The organism is Pseudomonas sp. P2S-1, assembly GCF_057197725.1.
In genome coordinates, this window is sequence record NZ_CM170068.1 from 3411080 (window position 1) to 3432497 (window position 21418).

The following is a 21418-nucleotide window of genomic DNA, read 5'->3' on the forward strand; positions in this document are numbered from 1 at the left end:
AATTCATTCTTTGACGAAATAAGCGTCTGGCTTTACAACACCGGTTTTCGTCGGTGATGCCGGGGGCCGCTGCGCGGCCCTTCGCGGGCAAGCCACGCTCCTACAGGAGTGCGCATCGCTCTTGTAGGAGCGTGGCTTGCCCGCGAAGGACCGCGCAGCGGTCCCATTGGCAACACTGCCCGCCCTGAAACACCGGTACATCAAATGGATCTCCGCCAACTGCGCTATTTCATAGCGCTCAACGACCACCGCAGCTTCGTCCGCGCCGCCGAGGCCATGGGCATCACCCAGCCGGCCTTCAGCCGCAGTATCCAGGGCCTGGAACAGGAATTCGGCTGCATTCTCGTCGACCGCGGCAACAAGGACCTGCGCCCCACCCCCGAAGGCCAGATGGTCCTGCAACATGCCCTGCGCCTGGTCCAGGGCGCCAACCAGCTGAGCCACGACGTGCTGCGCATGACCAAGCTCGATGCGGGCGAACTGCATTTCGGCGCCGGCCCCGCCCCCGCTGCCGACCTTGTGCCCCGCGCCCTCACCCGCTTCCTCAAGGCCCACCCGAAGGTGCAGACCCGCCTGCGCGTGGACAACTGGGAAAACCTCAGCCGCGCGCTGAACCGCGAGGACGTCGAGTTCTTTATCGCCGATATCCGCCATTTCGAGGCCGATCCGAATTTCCAGACCCAGCCGCTGAAACCTCGTCGCGGCCTGTTCTTCTGCCGCCCGGGCCACCCGCTCCTGAAGAAGGACAGCCTGTCGACCAACGACCTGTTCGACTACCCGCTGGCCACCCCGCAGATCCTCCCCGGCGTGCGCAAGCTGCTGGCCAACCTCAGCGGCAAGACCGACTTCTCGCCCCAGGTGCAGACCGAACACCTGCCGACCCTGCTCAAGGTAGTACTCGGCAGCAATGCCATCGGCATCGGCCCGGAAGAAGCCTTCGCCAACGAGATCGCCGCGGGGGAACTGGTGGAACTGCACTGGCGCAACCTGCCGTTGAACCCGGAAAGCCTGAATGCCCGCTGCGGCATCGTCAGCCGCAGCGGCTATCGCCTGTCGCCGGCAGCACGGGCGATGATCGAGACGCTGGTCAGTCTCGATCGCCAGCCGGCAGAGGAAGCCCTAGCCCTTGGCTAGCTGTTCGAGGCGGGCACTGTCGATGATCTCGATTTCGCCATAACTGAGGCGCACGGCGCCTTCCTGCTGCAGGTTCTTGAGGATCTGGTTGGTGGTCTGGCGTGACAGCGACAGCATCAGCGCCAGTTGCTCCTGGGACAGTTGCAGGACCCGCCGCGCACCATCCACCTCGCCATAGCCGGCGGCCATCTGCAGCAGGCGGAACGCCACGCGCGGCGCGGCGCCCATCAGGCTTTGCTGTTCGAGAGCGACGAAGGCCAGGCGCAGCTTGTGGCTCATCAGCAGGGCGAACTCGCGCCAGTAGTGCGGATGTTCATCCAGCAGGCTCTGCAACGTGGCCTGCGGTACGCGCAACAACCGGGTCGCGCCTTCGGCATAGGCATCATGGGTACGCGGCTGGCCGTCGAACAGGCAGATCTCGCCGAACCAGTGCGGCGCCTCGATCAGGGTCAGCAACGCCTCCTTGCCCTCGGCGCTCACGGCCCCGATGCGGATCGCGCCGGATAGCACGGCGTAGATCCCGCAGGGCGCATCGCCGCGCTGGAACAGGCGCTCGCCGGCGGCCAGGCTCACCGGGCGAGCGGCCTCCAGCAGGCTGTCCTGCAAGGCCGGCGAGAGCTGCCTGAACCAATGACCGTGCTGCAGTTGTTCACGCCAGGCGTGGGTTTCGTTCATCCGGGGCCTCGAAAGCGACTCTGTCGGGCACCCGACAGACTGGAACGGATCCGCGGGGCATGCTGGGTCATCCCTGACGGAGGAACAACAATGAAAAACCTCGTTGAACATTTGAGTCAATATGCCAGCTACCACCGTGATCCACGCAACATCGCCACGCACTTCGTGGGGATCCCGATGATCGTCGTGGCGGTGACCGTACTGTTGTCACGGCCGGGCATCGAGCTGGGCTGGTTGTGGCTGTCACCGGCCTTGCTGGTGGCGCTGGCGTCAATGTGGTTCTACCTGCGGCTGAGCCTGAACCTCGGGCTGCTGATGACCGGCCTGTTGGCGTTGTGCCTGTGGGCCGGGAAGGCGCTGGCGCTGCAAAGCACCGGGGTGTGGCTGGGCGCGGGGCTGGGGCTGTTCTTCGTCGGCTGGGTGATCCAGTTTGTCGGCCACTATTACGAAGGGCGCAAGCCGGCGTTCGTCGACGATGTCAGCGGGTTGATCGTCGGGCCGTTGTTCGTGGTGGCGGAGATGGCGTTCATGTTCGGGCTGCTGTCTGAACTGAAGGCAGACATCGAGCGCAATGCGGGGCCGGTTTGTGTTCGGCAGAAAAAAGCGACTGCCTGATATTTCTGTATTTGGCTTGAGGGCCCTATCGCTGGCAAGCCAGCTCCCACAGGTCCGGCGGTGCATGCGGTCACTGTGGGAGCTGGCTTGCCAGCGATGAGGCCCGAGAGGTCAAACCCGGGACTCGACCCCAAGCTCATCCCACACCGACTCAGCCAGGTGGAAGGTGGCATTGGCCGCCGGAATGCCGCAATAGATCGCGCTCTGCATCAGCACTTCCTTGATCTCGTCCCGCGTTACGCCGTTGTTGGCGGCAGCTCGCAGGTGCAGCTTGAGCTCGTCGTTGCGGTTCATGCCGATCAGCATGGCGATGGTGATCAGGCTGCGGGTGTGCCGCGGCAGGCCCGGACGGGTCCAGATATCACCCCAGGCATGGCGGGTGATCATTTCCTGGAATTCGCTGTTGAACTCGGTGAGGTTGCTCAGGCTGCGGTCGACATGGGCATCGCCCAGCACCGCACGGCGAACCTGCATGCCGGCGTCGTAACGTTGTTTCTCATCCACGGATACAGCTCCTCAACGGGCCAGCAGGAAATCGACGACACGACGGGTGAACGGCTCGCCCACCTCGACGTTGGACAGGTGCGCAGCATGGAACTCGGCGTACTCGGCGCCCGCCACATGCTCCTGGATGAACAGCCCGCCCGACGGCGGCGTGACCGCATCGGCAGCGCCCGAGATCACCAGCAGCGGCGCCTTGATTTCACCCAGTTGATCGCGGAAATCGGTATCACGCACGGCGGCGCAGTTGGCGGCGTAGCCCTCGGGCGAAGTGGCGGCGAGCATGTCGGTGATGCGCTTGGCCGACTCGGGATTGGCTTCGGAATACGCCGGGGTGAACCAGCGGGCGATCGAGGCATCGCGCAGGCCGACCATGGCCGCTTCACGATCACGCAGCACGGTTTCGATACGCGGGTTCCACACTTCCGGCGAAGCGATCTTCGCTGCGGTGTTGCACACCACCAGGCGCTCCAGGCGCTCCGGCGCGTTGATACCCAGCCATTGGCCGATCAGGCCGCCCATGGACAGGCCGCAGAAATGCGCCTTGTCGATCTCCAGGGCATCCAGCAGCGAAAGCACGTCGCGGCCCAGTTGCTCGATGCTGTACGGGCCTTCGCTGACCAGCGAATCGCCGTGGCCACGGGTGTCGTAGCGCAGCACGCGAAAGTGCGCGGCAAAGGACGGCACCTGGGTGTCCCACATGTGCAGGTTGGTGCCCAGCGAGTTGGACAGCACCAGTACCGGTGCGCCTTCAGGACCTTCGAGCTGGTAATTCAGTACGCCATCGGCGAGTTGTACGCTTCCCACAGCAGCCTCCTTCAGGCTTTGAATCGTTGATGTTCGGCCACCGCGCGCTCGACCCAGGCCCTGGCCTGGCCAAGGTAGTTGGCCGGGTCGAGCAGGCGGTCGAGTTCTTCAGCGGAGAGTTCCGCGGTCACCTGGGCATCGTCGCCGAGCACGGCACGCAGATGACGTTGTTCAGCCACTGCGCGCTTGCAGCAGGCTTCCAGCAGATGGTGCGCATGGTCGCGGCCCAGGCGCTGGGCGAGGACGATGCTCACCGCCTCGGCCAGCACCAGGCCCTGGGTCAGGTCGAGATTGCGGCGCATGCGCTCGGCATCCACTTCCAGGCCCTCGGCGATGATCCGCGCCTGACGCAGCGCACCGGACACCAGGCAGCAGATCTCCGGCAGGGTTTCCCATTCGGCATGCCACAGCCCTAGGCTGCGCTCGTGCTCCTGCGGCATCGCCGAATACAGGGTGGCGATCAGGCCGGGAACGCGGGTCGCGGCACCGATCAGCACCGCCGCACCCACCGGGTTGCGCTTGTGCGGCATGGTCGAGGAACCGCCCTTGCCCGGCGCCGACGGCTCGAAGACTTCGCCGGCTTCGGTCTGCATCAGCAGGCTGATATCCCGGCCCATCTTGCCCAGGCTGCCGGCGACCAGGCCGAGCACTGCGGCGAACTCGACAAGGCGGTCGCGCTGGGTGTGCCAGGGTTGTTCCGGCAGGCTGAGGTTGAGTTGATCGGCCAGGGCCTCGGCAATCGGCAGGGCCTTGTCACCCAGCGCCGCAAGGGTGCCGGAAGCGCCGCCGAACTGCAGGGTCAGCAGGCGTGGCTTGAGTTCGTTCAGGCGCTGGCGGCTGCGGTCGAGGGCGCCGAGCCAGCCGGCGATCTTCATGCCCAGGGTCACCGGCGTCGCATGCTGCAGCCAGGTGCGCCCGGCCAGCGGGGTGTCGGCATGGGCGCTGGCCTGTTTGGCGAGTACGTCGGTCAGTTGCGCCAGTTCGTCCTCGATCAGGGCCAGGGCGTCGCGCAGTTGCAGGACCAGCCCGGTGTCCATCGCATCCTGGCTGGTGGCGCCGAGGTGCACATAGCGCTCGGCCTCGGCCACGCCGCTGGCGATCACCTTGCCCAGCGCCTTGACCAGCGGGATCGCCGAGTTGCCGGCGGTACCGATGGCTTCGGCCAGGGCGGCGAAATCATAGCGTTCGGCCTGGCAGGCCAGCTCGATCGGCGCCACCACCACCGCCGGGATCACCCCGACTGCCGCTTCGGCACGGGCCAGCGCGGCCTCGAAATCGAGCATGCCCTGGACGCGGCCACGGTCGGAAAAAATCTCGCGCATGTCAGGCGCGGTGAAGTAGGCATCGAACAACTGGTTGCCCGGACGTGGTTGCATGTCAGGTCCTTCAACGAGACGCGCCCCCTTGGTCGGGGGCGCATCGGAGGGTCAATGATCGTGGTGCAGATACGCGGCCTGCTTCGGCAAGCGCAGGCTGAACAGGAAGGCAATCGCCATCATCGCGGTAACGTACCAGTAAAACGCGTTTTCAATATGCGCAGCCTTGAGGCTCAAGGCGACGAACTCCGCCGAGCCACCGAACACCGCGTTGGCCACCGCATAGGCCAGGCCGACACCCAGCGCCCGCACCTGTGGCGGGAACATCTCGGCTTTCACCAGACCGCTGATCGAGGTGTAGAAACTGACGATGGCCAGGGCCAGGGTGATCAGCACGAAGGCCAGGAACGGACTGGTGACGGTCTTCAGCGCCATCAGGATCGGTACGGTGAAGATCGTGCCCAGGGCACCGAACAGCAGCATGGAATTACGCCGGCCGATACGGTCCGAGAGCATGCCGAACAGCGGCTGCATGCACATGTACAGGAACAGCGCGCCGGTCATGATGAAGCTGGCGGTCTTGGCGCTCATCCCGGCAGTGTTCACCAGGTATTTCTGCATGTAGGTGGTGAAGGTGTAGAAGATCAGCGAGCCACCGGCGGTGTAGCCGAGCACAGTGATAAAGGCCGCGGTGTGATTGCGGAACAGCCCGGCGATGCTGCCGGCTTCCTTGTCGTTACGGGTTTCGGCGCTGCTGGTCTCCTCCAGCGAGCGGCGCAGCAGCAGCGAGATCACGGCGGCAATGGCGCCGATCACGAAGGGAATACGCCAGCCCCAGGCACGCAGTTCGTCCTCGGTCAGCAGTTGTTGCAGGATCACCACCACCAGCACCGCCAGCAACTGGCCGCCGATCAGGGTCACGTACTGGAACGAGGCGAAAAAACCGCGCTGGCCGCGCAGGGCCACTTCACTCATGTAGGTCGCGGTGGTGCCGTATTCGCCGCCCACCGACAGGCCCTGGAACAGGCGCGCCACCAGCAGCAAGGCCGGGGCCATCACGCCGATGCTGGCGTAGGTCGGCAGGCAGGCAATCACCAGGGAACCGGCGCACATCATCAGCACCGAGATCATCATCGAATTCTTGCGGCCATGGCGGTCGGCGATGCGGCCGAACAGCCAGCCACCGATCGGGCGCATCAAAAAGCCCGCAGCGAACACGCCGGCGGTATTGAGCAATTGCACCGTAGGGTCGTCGGAGGGGAAGAACGCGGGGGCAAAGTAGATGGCGCAGAAGGCATAGACGTAGAAGTCGAACCATTCGACCAGGTTGCCCGAGGAGGCCCCGACGATGGCGAAGATGCGTTTGCTGCGTTCTTCGCCGGTGTAATAGCTTGAGGTCATGACTGCATACTCCTGGAGGGTCTAACTGAGTCTAGACACACTTGGTAACACCCTCGTTCCGCAAGACAATCACCCCGGACGTTTGGCCTTGCGTGGAGGCCGCCCATCCGGGGTCATTGGTTTTACACGCGCTCGATGGCCAGGGCCAGGCCTTGGCCGACGCCGACGCACATGGTCGCCAGGCCTTTGCGGCCACCGGATTTCTCCAGTTGGTGCAGGGCGGTCAGGATCAGACGCGCGCCGCTCATGCCCAGCGGGTGGCCGAGGGCGATGGCGCCGCCGTTCGGGTTGACCTGCGGTGCGTCATCGGCCAGGCCCAGGCCGCGCAGCACGGCCAGGCCTTGGCTGGCGAAGGCTTCGTTGAGCTCGATCACGTCGAAATCGCTGACCGCCAGCCCCAGACGCTCGGTGAGTTTCAGCACCGCCGGGACCGGGCCGATGCCCATCACCCGTGGCGCCACACCGGCGCTGGCCATGCCCAGGACGCGGGCGCGCGGGGTCAGGCCGTGTTTCTTCACCGCTTCGGCGGACGCAAGGATCATCGCTGCGGCACCGTCGTTGACGCCCGAGGCGTTGCCGGCGGTGACGGTCTTGTCCGGGCCGTTGACCGGTTTCAGCTTGGTCAGGACTTCCAGGGTGGTGTCGGCGCGCGGGTGCTCGTCCTGCTCGACGATGGTCTCGCCCTTCTTGTGGGCGATGCGCACCGGCACGATCTCTTCGGCGAAGAAGCCGGCAGCCTGGGCCGCCGCGGTGCGCTGCTGGCTGCGCAGGGCGAAGGCGTCCTGGTCGGCGCGGGAGACGTTATGGTCGTCGGCGACGTTATCGGCGGTCTGCGGCATGGCGTCCACACCGTATTGCGCCTTCATCAGCGGGTTGACGAAGCGCCAGCCGATGGTGGTGTCTTCCAGTTTCATGTTGCGCGAGTAGGCGCTGTCGGCCTTGCCCATGACGAAGGGGGCACGGGACATGGACTCGACGCCGCCGGCGATGGCCAGCTCCATCTCGCCGCTGGCGATGGCACGGAAGGCGGTGCCTACCGCGTCCATGCCCGAAGCGCAGAGACGGTTGAGGGTCACGCCCGGCACGCTTTCCGGCAGGCCGGCCAGGAGCAGGGCCATGCGCGCGACGTTGCGGTTGTCTTCACCGGCCTGGTTGGCGCAGCCGAGGAAGACTTCGTCGATCTGGTCCCATTGCACGGTCGGGTTGCGTTCGATCAGCGCCTTCAGCGGGACGGCCGCCAGGTCGTCGGCGCGCACGCCGGCCAGGCCACCGCCAAAGCGGCCGATGGGGGTACGAATGGCGTCGCAGATAAATACATCACGCATCAAAGGTTCTCCTAAGGTCCGGCGCTGTGGGCGGGGCGGTATGGAGATGAGAGTACGGCGGGGGTCGGGGCGGTTCAATCCGATAATCGGCATAGAGTTCGATTATCGAACGGATTGTTGTGGAGGATTCGAGGGCCTCATCGCTGGCAAGCCAGCTCCACAGGGATCGCGTAACCTGTGGGAGCTGGCTTGCCAGCGATAGGGCCCTCAAGGGCAATAAAGATCAGCGATCAGGTCGCATCCGCATGGCTGACCACACCCTTGATGATCACCGCCACGGTCGCCAGCCCCGCCGGAATCACCAGCGCCGTCAGCACCTGCTCGAAATTCCAGCCCAGGCCCAGCAGGGTCGCACCCATCCAGGCACCGAGAATCGCACCGAAACGCCCGATCCCGAGCATCCACGACACGCCGGTCGCCCGCCCTTGAGTCGGATAGAACCGCGCCGCCAGCGACGGCATCGCCGATTGCGCGCCGTTCACGCACATCCCGGCGATCAACACCAGGGTTGCCAGCAGGGTGATATTGCCCAGGCTCTGCCCTACCGCGTAGGCGAACACCCCGGCCAGCAGGTAGAAGGTGCCGATGACCTTGTGCGGATTGAAGCGGTCCATGGCCCAGCCCACGCCCACGGCGCTGAGCACGCCACCGAACTGGAACAACGCGCCGATGAAGGCGGCCTGCTCCATGCTCGCGCCACTGTCACGCATCAGGGTCGGCAGCCAGCTGGTCAGCAGGTAGACGATCACCAGGCCCATGAAGTAGGTCAGCCACAGCAGCAGGGTGCCGACGCTGTAGGTCCCGGAGAAGATCACCGCCAGCACGTTGCGGCTCTTCACGGTTTTTTGCTCCGGCACAGTGAAGCTGCTGGCCTGGGCAACGATGTTCGGTTCGATCGGCGCCAGGGTCTTGCGGATCTTGTCGACGCTGCGGTTGCGCACCACCAGGAAACGCGCCGACTCCGGCAGCCAGAACAGCAGCACCACCGCCAGCACCAGCGGCAGCAGGCCGCCGATCAGCAGCAGGCTGTGCCAGCCGTAGGCCGGGATCAGCTTGGCGGAGATGAAGCCACCGCCGGCCATGCCCAGGTTGAAACCACAGAACATGCTGGTCACCAGCAGCGACTTGAGGCGCTCCGGGGTGTATTCGGAGAGCAGCGTGGTGGCGTTGGGCATGCCGGCGCCAAGACCCAGGCCGGTAAGGAAACGCAGCACCAGCAGTTGATCGACATTGGTGCTGTAGGCCGATGCCAGGCTGAAGCCGCCAAACAGCACGACTGCGCCAACCAGCACCACCTTGCGTCCGAAACGGTCAGCCAGCGGGCCGGAACCCAGTGCACCAAAGACCATGCCGATCAGCGCGGCACTCATTACCGGGCCGAGGCTGGCGCGGTCGATTCCCCAATCCTGGGACAACGCCGGGGCGATAAAGCCCATGGCGGCGGTATCCAGGCCATCGAGGAACACGATCAGGAAACAGAGAATCACCACCCGCCACTGATAACGCGACAAGGGTTGGGCATTGATAAAGGACTGGACGTCCAGGGGTGTTCCGATGGCAGCGTGCGGGCTGTTCATTATTGTTATCCGGAAATGTAGGCGAGCAGGCACGCGCGTGCCTGGGCAAAGACGATCTAGTAAAGCGGAAACGAAAGTTCTAGCCAGGACGGCTATGGAAGGATGTGCGGGTCATTGGGCTTTGCCTCTCGCTCATTATTATTGACGGACCGGTCAGGCGATCCTTGCGAGGGACATTAATAAGGGCCGTGACACCGCGCAATTCGATAAACGCATCAGTGTGCGTTTATCGAACAGGTTTGCACGGATTCAGGCGAACAACTGGGTGCTGAGGTCGCGACTGGCGGCGATCATGATCGGCAGGAAACGCTGCTCCAGCTCGCTGCGGCTGACCCGGCCGGCGTGGGTGCTGACGTTGAGCGCGGCAAGCACCTGGCCCGAGGCGTCGTACACCGGCACGGCGATGGAACGCAGGCCCTGCTCCAGCTCCTGGTCGACGATGCACCAGCCCTGCTGGCGCACCACCTGCAGGCATTCGAGCAGCGCCTGCGGGTCGTGGATGGTACGGCTGGTCTTGGCCTGCAGGTCGGCGTGCTCCAGGTATTCGTGGAGCGTGGCGTCGTCCAGCGCCGCCAGCAGAATGCGCCCCATGGACGTGCAATAGGCCGGCAGGCGCCCACCTACCGCCAGGTCCACCGAGATCAGCCGCTGCACCGTGGCCGAGCGAGCGATATAAAGGATGTCGTCGCCCTCCAGGGTGGCCATGTTGCAGGCCTCATGGAGCTGGTCGCTCATGCGGTCCAGGTACGGCTGCGCGGACACCGCCAGCGGCGTCGAGGATAGATAGGCATGGCCCAGGGTCAGCACCTTGGGCAACAGCGAATAGGTACGCCCGTCGGTGGTGGCGTAGCCCAGCTTGATCAGGGTATGCAGGCAGCGCCGCACGGCAGCGCGGGGGATCTCGGTCCGGTGGCTGATCTGGGCGATGGTCAGGTGCCGCTTGCGTTCCTGGAACGCCTGCACCACCGCCAGGCCGCGGGCCAGGGAAGTCATGAAATCCGGATCACCGGTAAACGCCTGGATGCGCTTGGCCGGCGACGCCACGATCGGCGGCGCCAGAGACGCAAACGAGCTGCGCACATTGTCGTTCAATCCAGTTCCCTTGGGGCTTGCTTCATCACTCATGACTCACCTCGGTCACACACTCACGGGGGCGATTATCGAACCAACGACCGATAATCGCAATTGACCAATGACCACAATTGCTTATACCTTTCCTCCGCCCTTGTGGCTTCTTGGAGAGACTGGTCAGGTACCCACCGTAGAAGTCCCGGGTACGGCCTCGCCCACCAGCGAGGCCGTTTTTCTTTCAAGACATAAAACAAGCCACTCTTGCGTACATATATTGATTCGCGGAAAAAGAAGGAAACAAACTCCCTTCTTTTATTGTCCTAGTTCTCGCACGGCGTAATTGGACGTATCCATCTTCACGACGCTTGCTATACTCAAGCACTGATGCCGCCCGCCCGGGCCCCATCAATCCGGATTCCCTGTCTGACTTGCCGAATCCCCGTGCCAGGCGCAACCCTGCACCTGCACAAGACGAAAGTCTGTTGCTGCGACAGCCTTTATCAACTCTGGCCACCGTAGCCGCGTGCGCGTTACGCAACTCCGCACTAACGCCTTCGCGAAAGCCAGCGTAACTTTGATCGACAGGTAGCACTGTGACGAAAGACGAACTGCGCGCAGAACTCGAGCGCCAGGAACAACGCTTCAAGGAAGTCTATGGTGGTGAAGTCACCACGTATGCGGCGCAACCGGAACCGGAACGCAAACCCTGGCGCAAGCGAGCCACGGTGATGGACCAGGTCTTCGCCGAAGAACTGCGCAAGATGGAACAGGAAAAGGACGAGAAGACCGAGGAGCCTTGACCCTCTCGCGACACCCTGATCCGGACCGCCACGGTACCTGTCCACGCAGGTACCCGGCTGCGCCATTACCCATTGAAGATGAAACCGTAATGGTTTCTGACAAATTTCATACGTTTGTTTGAATTTTTTCCGACATCAACAATTCATGTTTTTGTCATCAGATATCCACATTCTTGTGGGTTTTCCCTGCATTTTCCTCCACACCGCCTGTCCGGGCGAGTGAACCCAGGCCGTTTCCAAGGGCTCCACCGGTCAGCAGCCAGTGCATTGATTACGGGGGATTTCTGGCATAATCGCGCCCCCTTATGACCGGGTCAGAAAACCTTCATGATCGAATTATTCAGCGGACTTGATGCGTGGGTACTGGTGAGCCTCCTCCTCGCCTTGACCTTCGTACTCGCCTTCGAGTTCATCAATGGCTTTCATGACACCGCGAACGCGGTAGCGACAGTCATCTATACGAAAGCCATGCCCCCGCAACTGGCGGTGTTCGCCTCGGGTGTCTTCAACTTCCTCGGGGTCCTGCTGGGCGGCGTCGGTGTCGCCTACGCCATCGTCCACCTGTTGCCGGTGGAGCTGCTGATCAATGTGAATACCGGGCACGGCCTGGCCATGGTCTTCTCGCTGCTGGCGGCGGCCATCGCCTGGAACCTGGGCACCTGGTACTTCGGTATCCCGGCCTCCAGCTCGCACACCCTGATCGGTTCGATCCTCGGTGTCGGCCTGGCCAACGCCCTGCTCAATGACATTCCCCTGGGTGACGGGGTGAACTGGCAGAAAGCGATCGATATCGGCATGTCCCTGGTCCTCTCGCCGATGGCCGGGTTCCTGGTGGCCGCCCTGGTATTGCTGGGCCTGAAGTGGTGGCGTCCGCTGTCGAAGATGCACAAGACCCCGGAACAGCGGCGCATGCTCGACGACAAGAAGCACCCGCCGTTCTGGAACCGCCTGGTGCTGGTCATGTCGGCCATGGGCGTGAGCTTCGTGCACGGTTCCAACGACGGCCAGAAAGGTATCGGCCTGATCATGCTGGTGCTGATCGGCATCGTTCCGCAGCAGTTCGTCCTCGACCTGAGCAGTACCACCTACCAGATCGAGCGGACCCGCGACGCGACCCTGCACCTGAGCCAGTTCTACGAGCGCAACCACGAGACCCTGGGTGAGTTCCTGGCCCTGGGCAAGGCGGCCAAGGGCGACCTGCCGGAGCAGTTCAGCTGCAACCCGCACCAGACCGAGCCGACCATCGCCGCGCTGCAGAAATCCCTGGCCGGCGTAGCCGACTACCACTCGCTGAGCCCGGAAACCCGCGTTGAAGTGCGTCGTTACCTGCTCTGCCTGGACGACACCGCGAAGAAAGTCGGCAAGCTGCCGGGCCTGGAAGCCCGCGAGAAGTCCGACCTGGACAAGCTGCGTAAGGACCTGACTGCAACCACTGAATACGCACCGTTCTGGGTAATCCTGGCGGTCGCCCTGGCCCTGGGCCTGGGCACCATGGTTGGCTGGAAGCGTGTGGTCCTGACCATCGGCGAGAAGATCGGCAAGCAGGGCATGACCTATGCCCAGGGCATGTCGGCGCAGATCACTGCGGCGTGCGCCATCGGCATGGCCAACATCTTCAGCCTGCCGGTCTCGACCACTCACGTCCTGTCGTCCGGCGTGGCGGGGACCATGGTCGCCAACCGCAGCGGCCTGCAAGGCGGCACCGTGCGCACCATCCTGCTGGCCTGGGTCCTGACCCTGCCGGCGTCGATGGGCCTGGCGGCCGGGTTGTTCTGGTTGTCGACGCGGTTTGTTGGCTGATTAGAAGAAGGCGCCTCTCCAGGCGCCTTTTTTATTGCTCTTGAGGGCCTCATCGCTGGCAAGCCAGCTCCCACAGGTCCTGCGGTGCATGCGGTCCCTGTGGGAGCTGGCTTGCCAGCGATAGGGCCCTCAAGAACAACACATCACTTCCGCTTGCCACCCAGCAAAGACCCCATCAACCCCCGCACCAACTGCCGCCCAAACTGATTGGCCGCCTGCCGCACCGCCGACTTGATCGCCTGCCCCGCCGCGCTCTGCAGGAAGTCCCCGGCCTTGTCCGCCAGACTGTCCTCGTCCTTCTCCGCCTTGCCCGCCGCTACCGGCGTCTCGCCCTTGCGCGCCATGAGGATTTCATAGGCCGACTCACGGTCGATCGGCTTGTCATAGCGCCCGGCCAGTGGCGATCCGGATACCAGCGCCGCCCGCTCCGCCTCGCTCAACGGCCCGATCTGCGACTGCGGCGGGGCGATCAGCACGCGCTGGACCATTTCCGGCGTACCCTTGTCCTGCAAGGCCCCCACCAGCGCCTCGCCAATGCCCAACTCGGTCAGCACCGCCAGGGTGTCGAACGCCGGGTTGGGCCGGAACCCGTCCGCCACCGCACGCAAGGCCTTCTGCTCCTTGGCGGTAAAGGCCCGCAAACCGTGCTGGACCCGCAAGCCCAACTGGGCCAGCACGTCATCCGGCAGGTCACCGGGCGACTGGGTCACGAAATACACGCCCACACCCTTGGAACGGATCAGCCGCACCACCTGCTCCAGCCGGTCCTGCAACGCCTTGGGCGTGCCGTTGAACAGCAGGTGCGCCTCGTCGAAAAACAGCGCCAGCAATGGCTTGTCCGCATCACCGCGCTCCGGCAACTGTTCGAACAACTCCGCCAGCAACCATAAAAGGAAGGTGGCATAGACCTTGGGCGACTCGTGGATCAAACGGCTGGCATCGAGCAGGTGAATACGTCCGCGCCCGTCCGCCCCCGGCTGTAACAGGTCTTCCAGTTGCAACGCCGGCTCGCCGAACAGCGCCTCCGCGCCCTGCTGCTCCAGGGTCGCCAGGCGCCGCAACAGGGCCTGGCTGGAACCGCTGGTCATCAGCGCGGCATCCTCGCCGAGCACCTGGGGGTTGTCCTTGAGATGCCCGAGCAAGGCCTTGAGGTCCTTGATGTCCAGGAGCAGCAGGCCCTCGCGATCGGCCACCTTGAACGCGGCATACAGCGCCGCCTGCTGGCTATCGTTCAGTTCCAGCAGGTTGCCCAACAACAGCGGGCCCATTTCACTCAGGGTGGTGCGCAATGGATGACCGGATTGCCCGTGGATATCCCATAAGGTCACCGGATACGCCTGGGGCCGATGATTCAGCCAGGGCATCCCGGCAATCCGCTCGGCCACCTTGCCCTGGGGATTGCCCGTCGCGCCAAGACCACAGAGATCGCCTTTCACATCGGCAGCGAACACCGCCACGCCGGCATCGCTGAACACTTCCGCCAGGCGCTGCAGGGTTACGGTCTTGCCGGTGCCGGTGGCACCGGCGATCAGGCCATGGCGGTTGGTCAGGCGCAGGGCCTGGGCAACCGGCTGTCCATCAAGGTCGGCGCCGAGCACGAAGGGGGTGGAGTCCGCCATGTTTTTTCATCCTCCATTTAAAGCTTTTGTGTGAGTCAGCCGATATCAAAGTGTGATTGATCGCTCAAAAAACAGGAAATCCCCGATAAGGATATGGGAACTCTCTCTGATCTCATCAGCGACTCCGTGCGAACCATCCGGATATTCAAGACCTTAGCGGACCCAACACGCCATGAATAAAAATCTCCGTTTCAGCCACAAGATCTTGTTGGCCGCCTCACTGATCGTGATGCTCGCGTTCAGCCTGTTCACTTTGTACAACGACTACTTGCAGCGTAATGCCATCCGGGAAAACCTGGAGAACTATCTCGGCGAGATGGGCGATACCACTGCGACCAATATCAAGAACCTGTTCGACGGCCGCATCCTGCTGGTGGAAAACGCCGTGCAGAACATCGCCAGCGATCCGCAGAACGTTGGCACCGTGCTCGGCCAGAAAGCGGTGACTTCTAGTTTCCTCACCACCTACCTGGGCCATCCGAACGGTGACTTCACCATTCGTCCGCAGATGAAGATGCCTGACGGCTACGATCCGCGCGTTCGCCCCTGGTACAAGGACGGCCTGGCCGCCGGCAAGACCATCCTCACCGAACCCTATATCGACATGAGCACCGGCAAGATGGTGATTTCCATCGTCACCCCGGTATCCCCGCAGGTCGGCGTGGTGGGTGGCGACCTGGCGCTGGACGGCCTGGTGGAAATCATCAACTCGCTGAACTTCGGCGGCATGGGCTACGCCTTCCTGGTCAACGACCAGGGCAAGATCCTCGTTCACCCGAACAAGGACCTGACCATGAAAGCCATGAGCGAGCTGTTCCCGAACAACACCCCGCGCCTGGACAAGAAACCGGTGGAAGTGGAAATGGACGGCAAGCCGACCATCCTCAGCTTCACCCCGGTGAAAGGCCTGCCGTCGGCCAACTGGTACATTGGCCTGGCCGTGGACAAGGACAAAGCCTACGGCATGCTCAGCAAGTTCCGGACCTCGGCGGTGATCGCCACCATCATTGCGGTGGGCTTTATCATTGGCCTGCTGGGCCTGCTGATCAACGTGCTGATGCGTCCGTTGCACACCATGATCCGCGCGATGGAAGGCATCGCCCAGGGTGAAGGCGACCTGACCCGCCGCCTGGACATCCACAACCACGACGAATTCGGCATGCTCGGCAAGGCCTTCAACCACTTTGTCGGACGGATCCACGAATCGATCCGCGAAGTGGCCTCGGCCACCGAGCACGTCAACGAAGTAGCCCTGCGGGTGGTCAGCGCCTCCAACTCGTCGATGGTCAACTCCGACGAGCAGAGCAACCGCACCAACAGCGTCGCCGCTGCGATCAACCAGCTTGGCGCCGCCGCCCAGGAGATCGCCCATAACGCCGCCCAGGCTTCGCAACAGGCCAGCTCGGCGCGGCATCTGGCGGAAGAAGGCCAGCAGGTGGTGGACCGCAGTATCCAGGCGATGAATCGCCTGTCGGACATGATCTCCACCTCCAGCACCCACATCGAGACGCTGAACAGCAAGACCGTGAACATCGGTCAGATCCTCGAAGTGATCACCAGCATTTCCCAGCAGACCAACCTGCTGGCGCTCAACGCCGCCATCGAAGCGGCCCGTGCCGGCGAAGCCGGCCGCGGCTTCGCGGTAGTGGCCGACGAGGTGCGCAACCTGGCCCACCGCACCCAGGAATCGGCGCAGCAAGTGCAGAACATGATCGAGGAGCTGCAGGTGGGTGCCCGCGAGTCCGTGGACACCATGAGCCAAAGCCAGCGCCACAGCCACGACAGCGTGAGCATCGCCAACCAGGCCGGCGAGCGCCTGAGCAGCGTGACCCAGCGCATCGGCGAGATCGACGGCATGAACCAGTCGGTGGCCACCGCCACCGAGGAACAGACCGCCGTGGTCGACTCGATCAACATGGATATCAGCGAAATCAACATGCTCAACCAGGAAGGCGTCGAGAACCTGCAATCGACCCTGCGTGCCTGCGCCGACCTGGAACAGCAGGCCGGTCGCCTGAAGCATCTGGTCGGCAGCTTCCGCATCTGATTCGACCCTCCGTCCGGCGGCGTCCTGCCGCCGGACACCCTCGTAACATTTCGAACAAACTATCCTTCCACAGGGTCAACCCTAAGGCGCGTCACCGTGGCTTTGCAGCCGCCGCGTGACTGTCCGAAAGAAGATCCCGGAGGGATGCTGATCGTGCATATCGCCGACATCACCATGTTCTACGCCCCCGCCAGCGGCGGTGTGCGTACCTATCTTGATGCCAAACACCGCCGCCTGGGCCTGGCCCCGAATGTCCGCCACAGTCTGCTGATTCCCGGGGCGGTTGCACGCCAGCACAACGGAATCCACGAAGTCCCCGCCCCGCCGCTGCCGTTCGGCAACGGCTATCGTTTTCCCCTGCGTCTGGCGCCCTGGTGCAATGTCCTGCACGAACTGCAACCCGACCTGATCGAGGTTGGCGATCCCTACCTGACCGCCTGGGCCGCCCTCGGCGCGCGGCGCCGGCTGGACGTGCCGGTGATCGGCTTCTATCACTCCGATCTGCCGCTGCTGGTCAGCAACCGCATGGGCAACTGGTTCACCCCCAATGTCGAGGCCTATGTCAGCAAGCTCTACGGCAATTTCGACCGCGTCCTGGCGCCCAGCCAGGTGATGGCGCACAAACTGCGCCGGCTCGGCGTCGCCAATGTCCACGTGCAGCGCCTGGGCGTCGATCTCAATACCTTCCACCCCGAACGCCATGACCCGAACCTGCGCGCCGAACTGGGCCTGGCCGACGATACCCGGCTGCTGGTCTTCGCCGGCCGCGGCTCGCGGGAAAAGAACCTGCCGGTGCTGCTCGACTGTATCCAGCGCCTGGGCAAGCCCTGGCATCTGTTGCTGGTGGGCTCGCATATGCCGGTCAATGTGCCGGACAACGTCACGGTGTTCGGCGAGTTTCGCCCGGCCACTGAAGTCGCCCGCCTGCTGGCCAGCGCCGACCTGCTGGTGCATGCCGGCGATCAGGAAACCTTCGGCCTGGTGATCCTCGAAGCCATGGCCAGTGCCACGCCGGTGGTGGCGGTGGCGGCCGGGGCCTTCAGCGAGATCGTCCACCCCGATTGCGGCCAGCTTTGCGCCCCTGGAGACGGCCAGGCCATGGCCAACGCGGTGCGCGAAACCTTCGAGCGCGGCACCGCGACGCTCGGCCAGCAGGCGCGCCAGCATGTCGAGCAGCATTACAGCTGGGACAACGTGGTCAGTGGCCTGCTCGCCCATTACCGCGCGGTGCTCGGCTACAGTGACCTGCCGGTGCGTGCCCATGCCTGAGATCCCTGCCCCCGGCCGCAGTGTGTTGCTGGTCCTGCACGACGTGGCCCCGGAAACCTGGCCGGACTACCAGCCCTTCGTCGAAGCGGTGGACGCCCTTGGCCAGATCCCCATGACCCTGCTGGTGGTCCCGGACTTTCACAAGCGCAACGCCCTGGAACAGGACGCCAGCTTTCGCCGGATAATGGAACGGCGCCTGGTGCGCGGGGGCGAACTGGCCCTGCATGGCTACTTCCATACCGACGACGGCCCGCCACCGCGCTCGCCCGGCGAGTACTTCATGCGCCGCATCTACACCTGGGAAGGCGAGTTCTATGGCCTGAACGAAATCCAGGCGCTGCAACGCCTGGAAGCCGGGGTGGAGCTGTTCCAGCGCCTGGACTGGCCCCTGCGCGGCTTCGTCGCCCCGGCCTGGCTGATGAGCGAGGGCACGCGCCAGGCCCTGCGCCAATTGCCGCTGCACTACACCAGCGATCCGCAGCATCTGTACCGGTTGCCGGACTTCACCCCGGTCGATGCGCCAGGCTTGGTGTGGAGTGCCCGCAGTGCCTGGCGGCGCGGGTTGTCGCGGGCCGTCAGCGCCATGCATGAGCGCCGTATGAGCGATGCCAGCACCATCCGCCTGGGCCTGCATCCGGTGGACATGCGCCACGCCTTTTCGCGCAACTACTGGCTGGACACCCTGCAACGCCTGCTCACTGACGGGCGCATTCCCATGACCAAGATGGCCTGGCTGGCCAGCAGGCCCGCGCCGTGAACCGCATCGGCTGGCTACTGGCGGCGCTGTTGATGGCGGCGCTGGTGCCGGCCCTGCTCGGCGGCGCTGAATTGCTGCCGCGCCTGCGCAGCTTCCCACCCGGGCTGCTGCTGGCCCTGTTCGGCATGATCGTGCTGTGCTGGGTGCTGAACGCGTTACGCCTGCGCCTGTTGCTCGGCAGCCAGGGCGAAAGGATCGGCCGCCTGCGCAGCCTCGGGGTGATCATGGCCACCGAGTTCGCCATCTGCACCACCCCCGGCGGCAGCGGTGGCCCGCTGACCCTGATGGCCCTGCTGTCCCGCGACCGGGTTCGGCCCGCCCACAGCGGCGCCGTGTTCGCCATGGATCAGTTGAATGACCTGCTGTTCTTTCTCGGTGCGGTACTTGGGATAGTCGTCTACACCCTCTTCCACAATCTGGGCCGCAGCCTTGAGGGCATGCTGCTCGGCAGTGCGCTGCTCATGCTTGCGGTGCTGGGGCTGGGAGTGGGTTTGCTGCGCTGGCGGCGCGGGCTGATGCGCTGGAACGGGCGCGTGCTGAAAAGATTGAATGTGCGGGAGTCGACACAACGGCGCTGGGCAAGACGGCTGCTGCATTTCTTTCGGGCGTTCCGGGCGACCTTGCGTCTGCCCCGGCGGGTGCTGGCCCTGGTCTTCCTGCTGACCTGCCTGCATTGGGCCCTGCGCTACAGCGTGCTGTACCTGGTGCTGCTGGGGCTGGGCGGCAATCTGCAATGGATTTCCAGTTTCCTGGTCCAGGTCCTGTCGTTGAGCGCCGGGCAGTTCAGCCTGTTGCCAGGCGGCGCGGGTGCGGCGGAGCTGACCTCGGCGACGCTGCTGACGCCGATGGTCGGCAAATCAACCGCGGCGGCTGCGGTCCTGGTCTGGCGGGTCGTGACGTACTACTTCTACCTGATCGCCGGCGGGCCGGTGTTCCTCTGCCTGCTCGGCCGGCCGCTGCTCGAGCGCCTCGCCGGCTTGCGCCGCTGATTGCGCCTGCCACAGTTCGGCGGCACCGGGAAAATCGGTGCCGTCCTCGCTGTCCAGGGCCTCCGGGTCGTAGCGACTGAGACAGCCCTCGCCCAAGGTGGGCGGGGGATGGGCAGCGCCCCGGTCGAGCGGGTCGCTCATGGCCTCAGTTGAACACCACGGTCTTGTTGCCGTGCACCAGCACGCGGTCTTCCAGGTGATAGCGCAGGCCGCGGGCCAGGACCATCTTCTCGACGTCACGGCCGAAGCGGACCATGTCCTCGATGCTGTCGCTGTGGCTGACGCGCACCACGTCCTGCTCGATGATCGGACCGGCGTCCAGCTCTTCGGTGACGTAGTGGCAGGTCGCGCCGATCAGCTTCACACCGCGCAGCGAGGCCTGGTGGTACGGCTTGGCGCCCACGAACGACGGCAGGAAGCTGTGGTGGATGTTGATGACCTGCTGGGCGTATTCCGCGCACAGCTGTGGCGGCAGGATCTGCATGTAGCGGGCCAGGACGATGACATCGGCACCGTGCTCCTGGACCAGGCGCGAGACTTCGGCGAAGGCCGGCTGCTTGTCCTTCGGGTCGACCGGAACATGGAAGAACGGAATGCCATGCCACTCGACCATGCTGCGCAGGTCGTCGTGGTTGGAGATCACGCAGGGGATGTCGCAGTCCAGCTCGTTGCTGTGCCAGCGGTGCAGCAGGTCGGCCAGGCAGTGGGATTCGCGGCTGGCCATGAGCACGACGCGCTTCTTCTGGTCGGTATCGGTGATCCGCCAGGTCATGGAGAACTCTTCGGCGATCGGCGCGAACGCCTCGCGGAAGGCCTCTATGCCGAACGGCAGGGTATCGGCACGGATCTCGTGACGCATGAAGAACCAACCGCTCAGGTCATCGGAGTGATGGCTCGCTTCGGTGATCCAGCCGTTGTGGGACGCCAGGAAATGACTGACTTTGGCGACAATGCCGACACGGTCGGGACAAGCGATCACCAGCCGATAGGTACGCATGCAGGGGGCTCCAGAACTTCGCAAAGGCGCACATTCTAACGATTGCCCGGCAAAACTACAGTAGTCACGTGACATCCGGCGGCGCCCGTGCCTTTACCCAAGGTCATGCTGTGGATACCCGAGGCCCGCAGTGAAGATTAATTTAGTTGCGAATTTCACCTCCCGGCATTTGTAAAGTGCCAGCGCGACAATCCATCCCGGGAATAAACATTGAAAAGCGTGGCACTCGAATGTTTACTTGGGCAGATTGTCTGACTATTATTGCGGCACTGTTATCCCGAACGCCCAATTACCAAGGAACGCCTCATGTCCCTGATCAACGAATATCGCGCTACCGAAGAAGCCATCAAAGAACTGCAAGCCCGCCTGAAGAATCTGTCCGAAGACAACAAGCTGCAGCAAGAGCTGGAATTCGAAAAGAAGCTGCGTGACCTGATGGGGACCTACGGCAAATCCCTGAAAGACATCATTGCCCTGCTGGACCCGGAAGCCAAACTGAACAAGGCCCCACGCGGCGGCGCAGTTAAAGTCACCGGCACCAAGCGCGCGCGCAAGGTCAAGCAATACAAGAACCCGCACAACGGCGAAATCATCGAAACCAAAGGCGGCAACCACAAGACCCTGAAAGAGTGGAAAGCCAAGTGGGGCGGTGACGTCGTGGAAAGCTGGGCCACCCTGCTCGATTGATTTGCGTCCTTATCAATAAAGAACGCCGGCA

19 protein-coding genes and 2 pseudogenes are annotated in these 21418 nt (G+C 63.9%); 10 read left to right on the top strand and 11 right to left on the bottom strand.

Going from position 1 to position 21418, the window contains the following annotated elements:
* The first annotated feature begins 204 nt into the window (after positions 1-204).
* Entirely contained in the window at positions 205-1134 is a 930-nt protein-coding gene (locus AC2CQI_RS15015; protein ID WP_075801428.1) for a LysR family transcriptional regulator, read from the top strand.
* Here the strand turns inward: AC2CQI_RS15015 and AC2CQI_RS15020 are convergent.
* Positions 1120-1809, bottom strand: coding sequence for a Crp/Fnr family transcriptional regulator (locus tag AC2CQI_RS15020; RefSeq protein WP_484577181.1), 690 nt, complete (start codon positions 1807-1809; stop codon positions 1120-1122). The two genes, AC2CQI_RS15015 and AC2CQI_RS15020, sit on opposite strands and share 15 nt — an antisense overlap.
* Positions 1810-1899: 90 nt before the next feature.
* Between AC2CQI_RS15020 and AC2CQI_RS15025 the strand changes: the two genes are divergently transcribed.
* Positions 1900-2424: an Mpo1 family 2-hydroxy fatty acid dioxygenase gene (locus AC2CQI_RS15025; RefSeq protein ID WP_484577182.1), complete on the top strand. Its 525-nt coding sequence runs from the start codon at positions 1900-1902 to the stop codon at positions 2422-2424.
* Between the two features lie 111 nt (positions 2425-2535).
* Here the strand turns inward: AC2CQI_RS15025 and pcaC are convergent, their stop codons facing one another.
* From pcaC to pcaR, 7 genes are all read right to left on the bottom strand, one after another.
* A complete protein-coding gene (pcaC, locus tag AC2CQI_RS15030; protein ID WP_075801431.1) occupies positions 2536-2928 on the bottom strand; it encodes a 4-carboxymuconolactone decarboxylase in 393 nt (130 codons plus the stop codon).
* A gap of 12 nt (positions 2929-2940) precedes the next feature.
* Complete coding sequence (gene pcaD, locus AC2CQI_RS15035) at positions 2941-3732, bottom strand: 3-oxoadipate enol-lactonase (RefSeq protein WP_484577183.1); 792 nt, start codon at positions 3730-3732, stop codon at positions 2941-2943.
* Between the two features lie 11 nt (positions 3733-3743).
* Positions 3744-5108, bottom strand: coding sequence for a 3-carboxy-cis,cis-muconate cycloisomerase (locus tag AC2CQI_RS15040; protein WP_484577184.1), 1365 nt, complete (start codon positions 5106-5108; stop codon positions 3744-3746).
* A 51-nt stretch (positions 5109-5159) separates the two neighbouring features.
* The gene (locus tag AC2CQI_RS15045; protein WP_484577185.1) at positions 5160-6449 is read right to left on the bottom strand and encodes an MFS family transporter; all 1290 of its coding nucleotides are present in this window, start codon (positions 6447-6449) and stop codon (positions 5160-5162) included.
* Positions 6450-6571: 122 nt separating this feature from the next.
* Entirely contained in the window at positions 6572-7777 is a 1206-nt protein-coding gene (pcaF, locus tag AC2CQI_RS15050; RefSeq protein WP_484577186.1) for a 3-oxoadipyl-CoA thiolase, read from the bottom strand.
* A 227-nt stretch (positions 7778-8004) separates the two neighbouring features.
* The gene (gene pcaK, locus AC2CQI_RS15055; protein ID WP_075801436.1) at positions 8005-9351 is read right to left on the bottom strand and encodes a 4-hydroxybenzoate transporter PcaK; all 1347 of its coding nucleotides are present in this window, start codon (positions 9349-9351) and stop codon (positions 8005-8007) included.
* A 249-nt stretch (positions 9352-9600) separates the two neighbouring features.
* Entirely contained in the window at positions 9601-10476 is an 876-nt protein-coding gene (pcaR, locus tag AC2CQI_RS15060) for a pca regulon transcriptional regulator PcaR (RefSeq protein WP_178391953.1), read from the bottom strand.
* A 539-nt stretch (positions 10477-11015) separates the two neighbouring features.
* Here pcaR and AC2CQI_RS15065 point away from each other — a divergent pair.
* A complete protein-coding gene (locus AC2CQI_RS15065) occupies positions 11016-11222 on the top strand; it encodes a hypothetical protein (protein WP_075801438.1) in 207 nt (68 codons plus the stop codon).
* A 327-nt stretch (positions 11223-11549) separates the two neighbouring features.
* The gene (locus AC2CQI_RS15070; RefSeq protein ID WP_075801439.1) at positions 11550-13022 is read left to right on the top strand and encodes an inorganic phosphate transporter; all 1473 of its coding nucleotides are present in this window, start codon (positions 11550-11552) and stop codon (positions 13020-13022) included.
* A gap of 143 nt (positions 13023-13165) precedes the next feature.
* On the opposite strand, the gene AC2CQI_RS15075 is transcribed toward AC2CQI_RS15070, so the two are convergent.
* On the bottom strand, positions 13166-14641 hold the full coding sequence (locus AC2CQI_RS15075; protein ID WP_484577187.1) for a helicase HerA-like domain-containing protein: 1476 nt from the start codon (positions 14639-14641) through the stop codon (positions 13166-13168).
* Between the two features lie 316 nt (positions 14642-14957).
* Between AC2CQI_RS15075 and AC2CQI_RS15080 the strand changes: the two are divergent.
* The 5 genes and pseudogenes from AC2CQI_RS15080 to gpgF form a co-directional block, all read left to right on the top strand.
* A pseudogene (locus AC2CQI_RS15080) lies at positions 14958-15833 on the top strand (cache domain-containing protein); the annotation flags it as partial.
* Positions 15834-15923: 90 nt separating this feature from the next.
* Positions 15924-16688: a methyl-accepting chemotaxis protein gene (locus AC2CQI_RS15085; protein WP_372239151.1), complete on the top strand. Its 765-nt coding sequence runs from the start codon at positions 15924-15926 to the stop codon at positions 16686-16688.
* 144 nt (positions 16689-16832) lie between these two features.
* The gene (gene gpgS, locus AC2CQI_RS15090) at positions 16833-17957 is read left to right on the top strand and encodes an N-acetylglucosaminyl phosphatidylglycerol synthase (RefSeq protein ID WP_484577188.1); all 1125 of its coding nucleotides are present in this window, start codon (positions 16833-16835) and stop codon (positions 17955-17957) included.
* Positions 17950-18714, top strand: coding sequence for an N-acetylglucosaminyl phosphatidylglycerol deacetylase (gpgD, locus tag AC2CQI_RS15095; RefSeq protein WP_484577189.1), 765 nt, complete (start codon positions 17950-17952; stop codon positions 18712-18714). The genes gpgS and gpgD overlap by 8 nt, the downstream gene beginning before the upstream one ends.
* Complete coding sequence (gene gpgF, locus AC2CQI_RS15100) at positions 18711-19703, top strand: glucosaminyl phosphatidylglycerol flippase (protein ID WP_484577190.1); 993 nt, start codon at positions 18711-18713, stop codon at positions 19701-19703. The genes gpgD and gpgF overlap by 4 nt, the downstream gene beginning before the upstream one ends.
* Here the strand turns inward: gpgF and AC2CQI_RS15105 are convergent.
* A pseudogene (locus AC2CQI_RS15105) lies at positions 19680-19844 on the bottom strand (hypothetical protein); the annotation flags it as partial. The gene gpgF and the pseudogene AC2CQI_RS15105 sit on opposite strands and share 24 nt — an antisense overlap.
* 4 nt (positions 19845-19848) lie before the next feature.
* Positions 19849-20700: a formyltetrahydrofolate deformylase gene (purU, locus tag AC2CQI_RS15110; RefSeq protein ID WP_075806505.1), complete on the bottom strand. Its 852-nt coding sequence runs from the start codon at positions 20698-20700 to the stop codon at positions 19849-19851.
* 306 nt (positions 20701-21006) lie between these two features.
* On the opposite strand from purU, the gene mvaT reads away from it, so the two are divergent.
* Positions 21007-21387 carry a histone-like nucleoid-structuring protein MvaT gene (mvaT, locus tag AC2CQI_RS15115; protein WP_075806504.1) on the top strand — a complete coding sequence of 127 codons (381 nt, stop codon included), beginning with the start codon at positions 21007-21009 and terminating at the stop codon, positions 21385-21387.
* Positions 21388-21418: the final 31 nt, after the last annotated feature.

What these genes read in the sequence shown, in the direction of transcription:
- AC2CQI_RS15015 (WP_075801428.1), top strand. Translation starts at nt 205, where the DNA reads ATGGATCTCCGCCAACTGCGCTATTTCATAGCGCTCAACGACCACCGC.
- AC2CQI_RS15020 (WP_484577181.1), bottom strand. Translation starts at nt 1,809, where the DNA reads ATGAACGAAACCCACGCCTGGCGTGAACAACTGCAGCACGGTCATTGG.
- AC2CQI_RS15025 (WP_484577182.1), top strand. Translation starts at nt 1,900, where the DNA reads ATGAAAAACCTCGTTGAACATTTGAGTCAATATGCCAGCTACCACCGT.
- AC2CQI_RS15040 (WP_484577184.1), bottom strand. Translation starts at nt 5,108, where the DNA reads ATGCAACCACGTCCGGGCAACCAGTTGTTCGATGCCTACTTCACCGCG.
- AC2CQI_RS15045 (WP_484577185.1), bottom strand. Translation starts at nt 6,449, where the DNA reads ATGACCTCAAGCTATTACACCGGCGAAGAACGCAGCAAACGCATCTTC.
- pcaK (WP_075801436.1), bottom strand. Translation starts at nt 9,351, where the DNA reads ATGAACAGCCCGCACGCTGCCATCGGAACACCCCTGGACGTCCAGTCC.
- pcaR (WP_178391953.1), bottom strand. Translation starts at nt 10,476, where the DNA reads ATGAGTGATGAAGCAAGCCCCAAGGGAACTGGATTGAACGACAATGTG.
- AC2CQI_RS15070 (WP_075801439.1), top strand. Translation starts at nt 11,550, where the DNA reads ATGATCGAATTATTCAGCGGACTTGATGCGTGGGTACTGGTGAGCCTC.
- AC2CQI_RS15075 (WP_484577187.1), bottom strand. Translation starts at nt 14,641, where the DNA reads ATGGCGGACTCCACCCCCTTCGTGCTCGGCGCCGACCTTGATGGACAG.
- AC2CQI_RS15085 (WP_372239151.1), top strand. Translation starts at nt 15,924, where the DNA reads ATGGTCAACTCCGACGAGCAGAGCAACCGCACCAACAGCGTCGCCGCT.
- gpgS (WP_484577188.1), top strand. Translation starts at nt 16,833, where the DNA reads ATGCTGATCGTGCATATCGCCGACATCACCATGTTCTACGCCCCCGCC.
- gpgD (WP_484577189.1), top strand. Translation starts at nt 17,950, where the DNA reads ATGCCTGAGATCCCTGCCCCCGGCCGCAGTGTGTTGCTGGTCCTGCAC.
- purU (WP_075806505.1), bottom strand. Translation starts at nt 20,700, where the DNA reads ATGCGTACCTATCGGCTGGTGATCGCTTGTCCCGACCGTGTCGGCATT.
- mvaT (WP_075806504.1), top strand. Translation starts at nt 21,007, where the DNA reads ATGTCCCTGATCAACGAATATCGCGCTACCGAAGAAGCCATCAAAGAA.